This window comes from Desulfotignum balticum DSM 7044, from assembly GCF_000421285.1.
Taxonomy (GTDB): Bacteria; Desulfobacterota; Desulfobacteria; order Desulfobacterales; family Desulfobacteraceae; genus Desulfotignum; species Desulfotignum balticum.
This window is the reverse complement of the sequence record NZ_ATWO01000001.1, coordinates 3,763,609-3,775,368: the sequence shown is the minus strand read 5'-3', so window position 1 is coordinate 3,775,368 and position 11,760 is coordinate 3,763,609. Positions and strand designations below refer to the sequence as shown.

The following is an 11,760-nucleotide window of genomic DNA, read 5'->3' as shown; positions in this document are numbered from 1 at the left end:
AAAACAAGCGGATGCCAATATGCACTATACGGAAATGGGAACCGACCAGGCCAGAATATTCATCGATGCTTCTCAACTGTATGATGCATTTCGGGAGGCATACCGCAATGCGGTGGCTTACCGTGGCGGGATGCATTGGAAAAAATCAAAAGGCAAAGAGTACCTTTTCCGGTCCCGGGGGAGGGTATGGCGCGGGGAAAAGTTTAGGCCCGAGGTCCCCGGAATTTTATCGACGATTTGTTGCGCAAAGCCGATAAAACCTTCGAGATATTTCGTGAGTAGCGGTTTCGTGTGGTGAATTAAGATGGCTTTATGGTTGAACTTGCTGAAAGCCATGCCTTCACGAATGACAGACAGCGATACACAGGAGGAAGATATGACTGTTAAAAAATTAATGAGAATCATACCGGGGCTTATGGTTACCATCAGTGCATTGCTTGGGCTGCTTCACTCACCGTGGTGGTTTGCTCTGACGCTTTTTGTCGGGTTGAATCTGACTCAGTCCGGATTTACGGACTTCTGTCCGTTGGAAAAGATACTCAGAAAACTCGGATTTTCTGAACAGTAACATATATTGGACATCTTATCATGATCGAGAAACCGGCTTGTCAGCCTCAATCCTCTCTATTCTGCGTCAATCCAATTTTTTAACCGCAAGCCCTCGACTCTTGCAAACTCTCTCATGTTGTTGGTGATCAGGATCAAAGATTCACTTCGGGCATGCCCTGCAATGTGCAAATCATTGACCCCTATTGGCGTGCCTTTCTTTTCTAAATCCGCTCTGATATTTCCATAGTGGGCAGCGGCGTTGTCGTCATAAGGCAAAACCTCCAAACGGGATACAAAGTCCTCAACTTTGCGCAGGTTGTGGGAAATCATAGCGCTTTTTTCAGCACCATGGAATAATTCTGCCAACGTGATTGAGCTGATACACATGAGTCCGGCATGGGCGTTAAAAATGTCTAATAATTCAACGGGTCGTCGCTTGATCACATAAATAACAATATTGGTGTCCAGCATATACTTTAACATCAAAAAGGTTCCCTTTCAGCCTGGTCTTGAGAAGCACGTTCCGTCATAAAGTCATCAGACACACCATCTTCAGAAAGAAAAAAGCTGTCCCATCTATTTTCTACGGGTGAAAGTACACGGTCTTTACCGATAACACGTACGACAACTTTTTTCACATTTTCGGGAAACCTGCTGCCAACAGGCAATCTTACTGCCTGGGTTCTATTATTTACAAAGACGGTTCCCATATCCATAGCGCAATCTCCTATATTTAATTTGCTGTATATATGAAGTATATAGCATCGGTATGTATATAGCAAGAGTATATAGTACTCCTTGAACAGGAATCGTAAAACTTGACCACAAAATTTGACCATGTTAAATTGTATAAAAACAGGAGGTGATGGCATGACTCAAACGATTTCGATCTCGGAATTCAAGGCAACCTGTCTTAAAATCATAGATCAGGTAAAAAACACGGGGATATCCGTTATCGTCACCAAAAGAGGGAAACCCTATGCATTGGTGACCCGGCCGCCGACTCCGAAAAACAATGGATCCTGGATCGGGAGCTACAGAGATCAGATAAAAATTACTGACGATATTCTGGAACCGGTTGTTGATGAAAAAGAATGGGATGTGTTGAAATGAATCTGCTGCTGGACACACACATCCTGTTATGGAGTCTCACTGGTTCCGATAAATTGCCGGATGAAATGAAAAATGCTCTGGAAGATCAAACCAATACCCTTTGGCTGTCCCCTATTACCACGTGGGAAATTTTGATGCTTCATGAAAAAAACAGGATCCGGATTGATCATGCCGATCCGGTTAAATGGATCGAAATGGTGCTGGGCAGTATCCCTTTCAGAGAGGCGTCTTTGAATCATGAAGTGGCAATTCAAAGCAGACAGGTGAAATTACCGCATCAAGACCCTGCGGATCGATTTCTTGTTGCCACTGCATTGGTTTACGACCTGACATTTATGACAGTGGATCAAAAGATTCTTGATTCTGACCGGTTTGAGATTTGTTTTAAATGATGCCGGAAAACAAAACCATCCTGCTGACCATACTCGGCACCATTTAGGAAGTGTTCCTGGAATTGATCGGTTTTACCAGCTCCCAGACTTAACCCTATTGGACTGCTCCAATACGGCTGGTCTTTTTCACCGGTTCAGCAATGCGGTGATTCCGTCTTTTTTATGTTCAACCGGCCGGTGGATATGGGTTTTTCTGCCCTGTTCCATGCCCTGGCGGAACGCGTTTTCATCCATCCGGAACGATGACCGGTTTTTGGTCAACCGGGGAAACAAGCGCGTTTTTTCACGGTTGTTTTCAACCCGGGACTGGACCCGCAACGCCCTGACGGCCGCGATGGGCAGGGAGGTGTCGCCAGGGAGGGCGCCACCCTCCCGGGCCTTGAACATCATTTCATGGTTGGATTGGATGCCTTTTATGAAGCCTGAATCAAACGCCACTTTCCCGGTGCGCTGGCCGGCGTGTTTTTTCCGGAAATCCTGCCATAATTTTCCGGAGGTATCCAAAAGAAACCGGTACACATATTCAGCCACCACCAAGGCTTCTTTTTTGCCGATCAGGACTCCGGCCCTGTATTCTTCATCGGTTTGGGCATCATAGATGGTGGCGGTCACACAACTGACAAAATAGAATTCCTCCAGAAATTTCAGAATCAGTTTTTCTATGGTTTCCATGCGTTTTTTGCCGCTGTGAAGATATAAATATCGGATGTCTGACGCATTGGTGTCCTCTTGGTCAATCCGGTCCAGATTGTATTTGTTCAGCAGATAACTGGCTTTTCTGGATGCGGCCCGGGCTTCTGATTCATTGCTGGACTGCCCCAGTGCCAGCAGTTTTTCCACCCGCCGCAGCAGGGTTTGTGCCTTTCCCGGCAGGGTTCCCTTGAAGGCTGCCAGATGTTCCTTTCGGGGACTGCCGAATCCCGCAAACGCCGGGTGGACCCCCAGGATGTCACAGGCGGTTTTAAATCCTTGTCCATGAACGTCGGCATTATCCAGGTATTCGCTGACATATTGATGGGCCATTTCATGTTTGAAAATTTCCAGTACGATTTCCCAGGAATTGTTTTCGATCAAGTGCCTGGAAATGGAAATGGTCTGGTTGGCTGAGGTCCAGTATCCCAGCCGGTTTTTACCGCCAACGATGGCCACCACGGGCGTCGCCAGGGAAACGCGCCGGTGATAACAGATATCGTCATGTTCTCTTTGCAGCTGTTTTGCCCAGCGGACTTCAATGTCATTTATTTTTTCCTGCATGGATCACCCTTTTTTTCAGCCTTTGATTGTCAGGTCATATGTTTGCGCCAGATGAGTTACAATGCCTCCAGCCGGTACCGGTTCCGGCCGTTTTCCTTGGCCCGGTAGAGCAGTTGATCGGCCTGGTTGATGAACCAGTGGGCGGGTAATGCTTTGTTGGGAACCGAACTGATGCCGCCGAGACTCACGGTGAGGTAAGGGGAGACATCCGAGTCCTGGTTGGGGATTTCAAGGGCCTGCACCTGGTCCAGAATTTTTCGGGCCAGGTTTTCCGTGCCGGCCGGATCGATGCCCGGCAGAATGATGCTGAACTCTTCTCCGCCGTACCGGGCCACGAAATCGCCGGGCCGCCGCAATAAGGATTCAAGGGTCTGGGCCACTTTTTTCAGGCAGTCATCGCCTTCCAGGTGGCCGTACCGGTCGTTGAAAGGCTTGAAATAGTCAATGTCAATCATCATCAGCGTCAGGGTCAGTTGATTTCGTTCGCATCGTTTCCACTCGGTTTCAAGGACTTCATCGAATTTCCGCCGGTTGGGGATGCCCGTGAGTCCGTCCAGGTAAGAGATGGCTTCCAGTTTTTTGTTGGCCTGGACCAGTTCCTGGTTCAGCCGGCCCAGTTTGCGGTTGTAGCGGGTAATGGAGATGTGGCGGTAAACGGCAAAAGAGCCGATAATGCCCAAAGTCAGAAGAATTCCCCATAAAAGTGTGTAATCAAATTTTTGCTCATAATTAAGGGTCATCCAGTTCTGGAAAACCTGCTTTTTTTCCTCCGGGGTCAGGGAATGAATGGCTTTTTCAACGATCTGGAACAACACTGGATCATCTGTCGGAACACCGGCCTGAAACCGGACCTGATAAGGCAGTTCACCGGAAATTTTCAAATCAAACAGGTTGTTTTCCTGGATGTAATGCCCGATTTCCGGGGCCGTGTCCACCAGACCGAACATTTGCCCTTTTTGGACCTGGATCAGCCCTTGTTCCACGGAATCCATGGGGATGAAATTCACTTGAGGGTACCGGGTCTGGATGTCCGGGTAAAATGATGCCCGGGTGCTCACGGCAATGGGTTTTTCACCAACAGCCTCCAGGGTGTTTATATACAGGGCGTTTCGGTCCGTGGCAATGACCAGGGGATAAGTGGCGTAAGCAGAGCCGGGCTGAATGTCCGCCGAGTCCGGATCATTGGGGGTCACCACTGCGATCATGTCACATGTGCCGATTTTAGAACCGTTGCCGGCGACCTGAATAGGCACCCCGATTTTCCGGCTCAGCAGCTGATAAAAATCCGCCACAATGCCGCTGTATTCTCCGTTACTGTCAAGAAATTCAAACGGCGGGGCATCGGTTCTTACACACAGGGAGATCTGTTTTTTGGTTTTCAGATAGGCTTTTTCCTCCCGGGTGAGGGTGGCCAGTTCCCCGGCCGGGTCCATGGAGCCGATCCATTTTTGGACAATGGCATCATATTGCAGCGGATCCACCTGTTTCATGGCCTTGTCAAGGATCGTGGCAAGGATTTGCCAGTCTTTCCTGACGCCCATGTGAAGGGGCAGGTCCTGATTCAGTTCGATTTCCCCAGCCACATGCACATTGTTGATGAACTGTTGTTTGATGATATAATTGACAATGCCTAAGACACCGACAAAGCCGTCGGCCCGGCCGAGAGACACCCGTTTGATGCCTTCGGCCGGATTTTTGACCATGACATAATCCAGGTCCGGATACTGGTCCATGACCATCTCCGTGAGCGTGTATCCAGTGGGCAGGGCGATTTTTCGATGCTTCATGTCTGCCAGGGAATGGACCGGGGGCGCGTCCTTTTGGGTAACCAGCACCTTGATCAATTGAATATAGGGGCGGGAAAAAGCCAGAAACTCTTCCCTGTCCGGGCTTTTCCACAAACCCGGAAACAGGTCGATCTCTTTTGTGCGGCCCTTTTCCAGCAGCTGGGACCAGGTGTAGCCGTTGATAAACTCCAGATCAAGTCCAACAATCTCTGCCAGCAGCCGGACATAATCGATGGCAAAACCGGCGGGTTCGCCGTTTAGTAAAAAATCGAACGGGGGCCAGTCCAGCTCATTGGCCACCCGGATCTTTGGGTGGGTGGCCAGAAACGCTTTTTCTTCCGGGGTCAGGTTCAGTGCTCTGTCGATGCCGGGCCGGATTTCTCCCAGCCATTTATATTCCAGGGCCGCAATATCCCCGGGCGTAATGGTCAAAAGCGCTTTTTCAAGCATCTGATGCAGAACGGGCCAGTCAGGCCGAACCATAATGTGCAGGGCTTTCTGGTCATTGCTGTCATACTGGTTGAACCATCCCGAGATTTTCAGGCCCGTGAGATAATTTTTTTTGATCAGGTATCTGGCCACGGCAGACAGCTCGATGGCCGCATCCGCTTTCTGGTTCATGACTGCATGAAACGCGTCTTCCGTGTTCTTGACGGTCAACACCTGGATATCGGGATAATGGTCGGTCAGATAGGTTTCATAGGCCCATCCCTTGGGAATGGCAACGATTTTGCCGCTCATGTCCGTGATGTCGGATATACCCGGCGAGTGGGAAGGCACCACAAACACGGTTTTGTCCTTGTAATAAGGAGAAGTGAACCGGCCGATCTGTTCACGTGCCGGAGATTTGTAGGCGGATTGAAGCAGATCCAGCTGATTTTTCCGGAACATGTTGACCAGCTCGTTCCACCGGTGCCCGTTGACATATTCGAACTGAATGCCCAGCCGGGCCCCCAGCAGGGTCATCACATCGATACTAAGACCAAAAGGCTGGTTTCCAATGGCAAAATCAAACGGGGGCCAGTCCATCTCGTTGCTCACCCGGATCACGGGATGTTTTTCAATAAAGGCTTTTTCCTGTTCCGTCAGAGTGATGGTTAGGGAATCTGCGTCCTGAGCCGCAGCACACAGACCGGCCTGACTGAACAAAAAGCACAGAATGACACAGATGAACAGGCGGATGAACGCTATTTGTCTGCTGACACCGGGCATGATCAATATCGGGGGTGGTCTCCGTTTTGTATGACAGTTTTAAGTGTTTAAGTGTTAAGCCAGTGACGGCAGACGGCTTTCATGATTTGTTGTGCCCGGCAGGGCATGGGGGGGATTCAGGAAAGGGATCAGCCGGCAGGGCCTTGTCCCGGTTAAAACGTGATGACCTGATACCCTTGTGCCAGGAACTGCGACATGGCCGGGTGGCCGCTCATGTCCCCGATCAGGGGGATGCCTGCGTTTTCCACGGCTTTTGTGGCCTTGAGCTTGGCACTGCACGCCTTGCAGGCCCCATGAATGATGCCGGCGTCTTTGGCTTTCTGATAAAGGTCTGACAGAAAATGGCCGGGCTGGCTCATTTTTTCAACCAGGGTGACGGATTCTCCTTCCAGCACGATTTTTCCTTGCTGTCCGTTTGCGTGCAGATCCAGGCCGTTGAGCAGCACATGGACAAAGCACAGAGGATCGCCTCTGAAGGCGAACAGGACTGTTTTCTGTTTGGGGTCACTGTTTTTTTCAGACACGGGTTTCTCCTTTTTTTTATTTTTTTGCCATCATGGTGTCCGGCATTTTCACGGCAATGACCCGGCCTTTGGCGCACAGTTTGCCTTCTGCGGAAACCCGGATGTCCACCACCACTTTTTTAGGGCCCATTTCCGATACCGTGCCCCGCAGTTCCAGAGGCACGCCCAGCGGGGTGGGGGCCAGATAATCCACATGAATGGAGCCCGTGACAAACCGCAACGCCGGCTGGGTATCCATGGCCCGGCCCTGGGCTTTATATGTGGCGGCTGCAGCCGTGCCCGTGCCGTGACAGTCCACTAAAGAGGCGATCAACCCGCCGTAGACAAATCCGGGAATAGCGATGTGATAGGGTTCGGGAGTGAAAACAGCCACGCTTTCCTCTCCGTCCCAATAACTTTTGATCTGGTGCCCGTGTTTGTTGAGCCGGCCGCAACCGTAGCAATGGCTGAATTCTTCCGAATAATAGTCTTGAAACGCTTTTTGTTCCATCAGCGAACTCCTTGATGATTTAATATGAAGAAAGAGTCAGCAGGCAATGTAATATCTTTGAAAAAGAATGGCAAGGCGGTTTTTCAGCAGGATTGGGGGCCAGGCACACCCCTGGCCTTGACAATCCGGTTTTTGCCACAATAATTAGAAAAAATTTATTTTAACGCAACGATTAACCTTTTTAAAATCGACACAGGAGTAACCATGGGAGAGAAACAGACACACCAGTTTAAAACCGAAGTTCAGCAGCTGCTGCGCCTGATCATCAACTCTTTGTATTCCAACAAGGAGATTTTTGTCAGAGAACTGATATCCAATGCCTCGGACGCCATTGACAAGGCCCGGTTCAAGGAACAGACCGAACCGGACCTGTTCAGCGATGACACCGATTTTCAGATCCGCCTGGCCGTGGACCCGGAAAAAAAGACCTTCACCATCACGGACAACGGTATCGGCATGACTCTGGACGAAGTCAACGAAAACATCGGTACCATTGCCAAGTCCGGCACGGCCGCGTTCATGGAAGTGCTGGAAAAATCCAAAAAAGAAACCACCCTGACCCCGGAACTCATCGGTCAGTTCGGTGTGGGATTTTATTCCGCCTTTATCGTGGCCGATAAAATCTGCCTGGAAACCCGGGCCGCAGGGGCAGACAAAGGGGTGCGGTGGGAATCGGACGGCCAGGGCACCTACAGCATTGAAGAGATCGACAAAAAAGAGCGGGGCACCACCATCACCCTGTATTTGAAAGAACCGGAAGAAGATGACCAGGATTTCACGGATGAATATACCATTCAGCACATTGTGAAAAAACATTCCGATTTTGTGACCTATCCCGTGATCATGAATCTGGAAAAAAGCGAGCCCCTCCCTGAAAATGAAATCATCAAGGACAAGGACGGCAAGCCCATCGGAGACACCTTTAAAAAGGTGCGCAAAGACGAAACCCTCAACTCCATGAAAGCCATCTGGGCCCAGCCCAAAGAAGAAGTCACTGAACAGGAGCATGAAGAGTTCTACAAACATATCAGCCACAACTGGGACAAGCCTTTGGCCGTGATCCACAACAAGTTCGAAGGGGTCACTGAATATGATGTGCTCATGTATATTCCGTCCAAGGCCCCGTTCGACCTGTTTAGGCCCGAGCGCAAGCACGGCATGCAGCTGTACTGCAAACGGGTGTTTATCATGGATGACTGCAAGGAACTGCTGCCCGATTATCTGGGGTTTGTCCAGGGGGTGGTGGATGCCCCGGACCTGAATCTGAACGTGAGCCGGGAGATCCTCCAGGAAGACCGGCTGGTGAGAAATATCCGCAAGAACCTGGTGAAACGGGTGTTCAGCACCTTAGAGGAGATGGACCCGGAAAAATACGAGGAATTCTACAATGAATTCGGCCAGGCTTTGAAGGCCGGTATTCCCACGGACTTCACCAACAAGGAGCGGATTGCGGCCCTGCTGCGGTACAAGACCACCAAATCCGAGGGCAAATACGTGACCCTGGATCAGTATATCGGGAACATGAAAGAGGATCAGAAAGATATTTATTATATCACGGGTGAAAATCTGAACTCTTTGATGAACTCCCCGCTGCTGGAGTCTTTGAAAGCCAAAGACTATGAGGTGCTGCTCATGGTGGATCCCATTGACGAGTGGGTGACCCAGTCGTTGACGGAATACAAGGACAAGAAGCTCAAGAGCGCGGAAAAAGGCGATCTGGATGTGGAAAAGGTGGATGATGACAAGAAAAACGAATACTCGGCCCTGCTGTCTTTTCTCAAGGGCAAGCTGGAGAGCCATGTCAAGGATGTGGTGGTGTCCAACCGCCTGAAAGATTCCGTGTCCTGCCTGTCCGGGGATGACTGGGGCATGAGCGCCTACATGGAAAAAATTCTCAAGGCATCGGGCCAGAAAACCCCGGAACAGAAACGGGTGATGGAGGTCAATGTCAACCATCCGGTCATGGAAAAGATCAAACAGATATTCGAAACCGATACCACCAATCCCGTGCTTACGGATTACGCGGATCTGCTGTTTGACATTGCCGTGATCAGTGAGGGGGGCAAGCTGGACAACCCGTCGCGGTTCTCCAAACTCATGGGGGATCTGATGGCCAAAGCCATATGATCATTTATTTTGAAACCTTAGGGTGTTCCCGGAACCAGGTGGACAGCGAAGTCATGCTGGGAAAGCTCCTGGCGGCCGGGCACACCCGAACCCATGACCCGGCAAAAGCCCGGGTCATTGTGGTCAACACCTGCGGCTTTATCGCTTCTGCGGCGGACGAAGCCGTGGATACCATCCTGGAGATGGCGCAATACAAGAAACAGGGCGCGTGCCGCCGCCTGATCGTCACGGGATGTCTGGCCCAGCGGTACAAGGATGACCCGGGATTGACCGACAGCCTGCCCGAGGTGGATGCATTCCTGGGAACCGGGGCCTGTGAGCAGATTGTGGATGTGGTGGATGACCGGGCCGTGTCTTGTCTGACCCTGTTCCCGGACCCCAATGCCCGATCCTTTGCCGATCTGTCCGTGGACCGGGCCCTGTCCGGAGACCCGTATGCGTTTGTCAAGGTGTCGGAAGGGTGCAACCGGCACTGCACTTACTGTATCATTCCCACCCTGCGGGGCCGGCAGCGGTCCCGCCCCCTGGATGATATCTGTACCGATGCCCTGTCGCTGGTAACACAAGGGGTAAAAGAGATCATTCTCACGGCGGAAAACACCACGGACTATGGCCGGGACCTGAAAGACGGCACCGGGTTTGCGGATGTACTGGAAACCTTGTCCCGGCAGACAGCGGCCGTGGATCCGGACGTCTGGATCCGGATGCTGTATACCCACCCGGAGTCTTTGACCCGGCAGATCGTCGACACCGTCAAAGCCCATGACAATATCTGCGCCTATTATGACGTACCCATCCAGCATGCAGACACCACGATGCTCCGGCGCATGGGCCGGCCTTATTCCCGCACCCAGCTCAAAGATTTGTTTGCCATGATCCGGCAGACAGACCCGGATGCGGCGTTGCGCACCACTGTGATCACGGGGTTTCCCGGGGAAACTCAGGAGATGTTTGACTCGCTGCTGCATTTTATTCAAGAGATTTGTTTTGATCATTTGGGGGTATTCACGTATTCCGATGCCGAAGATCTGCCTTCCCATGCGTTGACGGATCATGTGTCCGAAGATGTGGCCCAGGTCCGTCACGACACCCTGATGGCGGCCCAGGCGGAAATCTCCGGGCAGATCAACCAGAAGCATGTGGGAAAAACCTATCCTGTGCTGGTGGAAGAGAACCCGGAACCGGGCCTGTTTACCGGCCGGACCATGTTCCAGGCCCCGGAAGTGGACGGGGTCACGTTTATTTATTCGGACGGGCTTGCGATCGGCTCCCGGGTTCAGGTAAAGATAACGGATGGGTATGAATATGACATCGCCGGGGAGAAGGCATGAAAACAGACTTGAAAACACAGATCCTGGCGCAGGTCACACCGGATTTAAATCAGGTGGAGCAGGCCCTGGAAGAGAATCTGGCCCCCCGCCTGGACTTGGTGAAGCAGATTGCCGCGCACCTTTTGTTCAGCGGCGGCAAACGTCTGCGGCCCCTGCTGTTCATCCATGCGGCCCGCATGTGCGGATACCGGGGCGGCCATGAGGTGATGTTTTCCACCATGTTTGAATACCTGCATGCCGCCACCCTGCTGCACGATGATGTGGTGGACGGATCAGCCCTGCGCCGGGGACGGGATGCGGCACACACCCTTTGGCCGGCGGCCCAGGTGGTGCTTACCGGAGATTTTCTTCTGGCAAGGGCCCTGGACATTGCGGCCCGGACAAACAATTCCCGGGTGATTGCCGTGATTGCAGAAATCACCCGGGAGATGTCTGAAGGAGAAATCGACCAGCTGGATAAAAAAGGCCGGATCGATCTGACCGAAGCCCAGTATATGAAAATTATCGAACGTAAAACCGCCGTGCTGATCCAGGGGGCCTGCCGGTGCGGAGCGATACTGGCCCACGCGTCTGACGCAAAGGAAAATGCGCTGGCGGATTTCGGGTTTCATGTGGGCATGGCCTTTCAGATGGCGGATGATCTTCTGGATTATACGGCCACGGCCACCCAGCTGGGAAAAAATCCGGGTGCGGATCTCAGGGAAGGCAAATTGACGCTGCCCATGATTTACAGCCTGGCCCATGCCGGCGCCAGAGACCGGAAATGGATGGAGCAGATGCTGTCTGAAACCGCGTTTGATCCTGTGCAGTTTCAGGTCCTGAAGGAAAAACTTGAGTCGCTTGACGGAATTTCCTATACTCAAAATAAGGCAAAAGAGGATGTGGCAAAGGCGGAACAAGCCCTGACCATTTTTAATGCATCCGCCTCAAAAACCATTTTAACCTTAATTGCGAACTATGCGGTTCACAGAAAGGTGTAAT

General features: G+C 51.5%; 12 protein-coding genes. 6 read left to right on the top strand and 6 right to left on the bottom strand.

Translation table 11 applies throughout. The features are described from left to right. The first annotated feature begins 304 nt into the window (after positions 1–304). Positions 305–568: a YgaP family membrane protein gene (locus K365_RS0119010; protein WP_245569208.1), complete on the top strand. Its 264-nt coding sequence runs from the start codon at positions 305–307 to the stop codon at positions 566–568. A 56-nt stretch (positions 569–624) separates the two neighbouring features. Here the strand turns inward: K365_RS0119010 and vapC are convergent, their stop codons facing one another. Then, the gene (gene vapC, locus K365_RS0119005) at positions 625–1,032 is read right to left on the bottom strand and encodes a type II toxin-antitoxin system tRNA(fMet)-specific endonuclease VapC (RefSeq protein ID WP_024335859.1); all 408 of its coding nucleotides are present in this window, start codon (positions 1,030–1,032) and stop codon (positions 625–627) included. Continuing rightward, positions 1,032–1,265 (bottom strand): type II toxin-antitoxin system VapB family antitoxin, encoded by a 234-nt coding sequence (gene vapB, locus K365_RS0119000; RefSeq protein WP_024335858.1) that lies wholly within the window; start codon positions 1,263–1,265, stop codon positions 1,032–1,034. The genes vapC and vapB overlap by 1 nt, the downstream gene beginning before the upstream one ends. 154 nt (positions 1,266–1,419) lie before the next feature. Here vapB and K365_RS25985 point away from each other — a divergent pair, with 154 nt between their 5' ends. Beyond that, the gene (locus tag K365_RS25985; RefSeq protein ID WP_024335857.1) at positions 1,420–1,662 is read left to right on the top strand and encodes a type II toxin-antitoxin system Phd/YefM family antitoxin; all 243 of its coding nucleotides are present in this window, start codon (positions 1,420–1,422) and stop codon (positions 1,660–1,662) included. Beyond that, positions 1,644–2,054 (top strand): type II toxin-antitoxin system VapC family toxin, encoded by a 411-nt coding sequence (locus K365_RS0118990; protein WP_245569207.1) that lies wholly within the window; start codon positions 1,644–1,646, stop codon positions 2,052–2,054. The genes K365_RS25985 and K365_RS0118990 overlap by 19 nt, the downstream gene beginning before the upstream one ends. Before the next feature lie 126 nt (positions 2,055–2,180). Here K365_RS0118990 and K365_RS0118985 read toward each other — a convergent pair whose 3' ends face one another. From K365_RS0118985 to K365_RS0118970, 4 genes are all read right to left on the bottom strand, one after another. Beyond that, the gene (locus K365_RS0118985) at positions 2,181–3,308 is read right to left on the bottom strand and encodes a DUF2786 domain-containing protein (protein ID WP_024335855.1); all 1,128 of its coding nucleotides are present in this window, start codon (positions 3,306–3,308) and stop codon (positions 2,181–2,183) included. A 56-nt stretch (positions 3,309–3,364) separates the two neighbouring features. Next, positions 3,365–6,307: a transporter substrate-binding domain-containing protein gene (locus tag K365_RS0118980; RefSeq protein WP_024335854.1), complete on the bottom strand. Its 2,943-nt coding sequence runs from the start codon at positions 6,305–6,307 to the stop codon at positions 3,365–3,367. Between the two features lie 152 nt (positions 6,308–6,459). Beyond that, positions 6,460–6,831 carry a DsrE family protein gene (locus K365_RS0118975; RefSeq protein WP_024335853.1) on the bottom strand — a complete coding sequence of 124 codons (372 nt, stop codon included), beginning with the start codon at positions 6,829–6,831 and terminating at the stop codon, positions 6,460–6,462. A gap of 16 nt (positions 6,832–6,847) precedes the next feature. Next, on the bottom strand, positions 6,848–7,321 hold the full coding sequence (locus K365_RS0118970) for a PaaI family thioesterase (RefSeq protein ID WP_024335852.1): 474 nt from the start codon (positions 7,319–7,321) through the stop codon (positions 6,848–6,850). A gap of 204 nt (positions 7,322–7,525) precedes the next feature. Between K365_RS0118970 and htpG the strand changes: the two genes are divergently transcribed. Genes htpG through K365_RS0118955 form a run of 3 tightly spaced genes read left to right on the top strand, consistent with a single transcriptional unit; the run spans position 7,526 to position 11,759 of the window. After that, on the top strand, positions 7,526–9,448 hold the full coding sequence (htpG, locus tag K365_RS0118965) for a molecular chaperone HtpG (protein ID WP_024335851.1): 1,923 nt from the start codon (positions 7,526–7,528) through the stop codon (positions 9,446–9,448). Beyond that, positions 9,445–10,779: a 30S ribosomal protein S12 methylthiotransferase RimO gene (gene rimO, locus K365_RS0118960; protein WP_024335850.1), complete on the top strand. Its 1,335-nt coding sequence runs from the start codon at positions 9,445–9,447 to the stop codon at positions 10,777–10,779. Before htpG ends, rimO begins: the two co-directional genes overlap by 4 nt. Further along, entirely contained in the window at positions 10,776–11,759 is a 984-nt protein-coding gene (locus K365_RS0118955; RefSeq protein WP_024335849.1) for a polyprenyl synthetase family protein, read from the top strand. Before rimO ends, K365_RS0118955 begins: the two co-directional genes overlap by 4 nt. Position 11,760: the final 1 nt, after the last annotated feature.

Excerpts from the sequence above, each read along its gene's own strand:
- K365_RS0119010 (WP_245569208.1), top strand. The coding sequence starts at position 305 with ATGGCTTTATGGTTGAACTTGCTGAAAGCCATGCCTTCACGAATGACA.
- vapC (WP_024335859.1), bottom strand. The coding sequence starts at position 1,032 with ATGTTAAAGTATATGCTGGACACCAATATTGTTATTTATGTGATCAAG.
- vapB (WP_024335858.1), bottom strand. The coding sequence starts at position 1,265 with ATGGATATGGGAACCGTCTTTGTAAATAATAGAACCCAGGCAGTAAGA.
- K365_RS25985 (WP_024335857.1), top strand. The coding sequence starts at position 1,420 with ATGACTCAAACGATTTCGATCTCGGAATTCAAGGCAACCTGTCTTAAA.
- K365_RS0118990 (WP_245569207.1), top strand. The coding sequence starts at position 1,644 with ATGGGATGTGTTGAAATGAATCTGCTGCTGGACACACACATCCTGTTA.
- K365_RS0118985 (WP_024335855.1), bottom strand. The coding sequence starts at position 3,308 with ATGCAGGAAAAAATAAATGACATTGAAGTCCGCTGGGCAAAACAGCTG.
- K365_RS0118980 (WP_024335854.1), bottom strand. The coding sequence starts at position 6,307 with ATGCCCGGTGTCAGCAGACAAATAGCGTTCATCCGCCTGTTCATCTGT.
- K365_RS0118970 (WP_024335852.1), bottom strand. The coding sequence starts at position 7,321 with ATGGAACAAAAAGCGTTTCAAGACTATTATTCGGAAGAATTCAGCCAT.
- htpG (WP_024335851.1), top strand. The coding sequence starts at position 7,526 with ATGGGAGAGAAACAGACACACCAGTTTAAAACCGAAGTTCAGCAGCTG.
- rimO (WP_024335850.1), top strand. The coding sequence starts at position 9,445 with ATGATCATTTATTTTGAAACCTTAGGGTGTTCCCGGAACCAGGTGGAC.
- K365_RS0118955 (WP_024335849.1), top strand. The coding sequence starts at position 10,776 with ATGAAAACAGACTTGAAAACACAGATCCTGGCGCAGGTCACACCGGAT.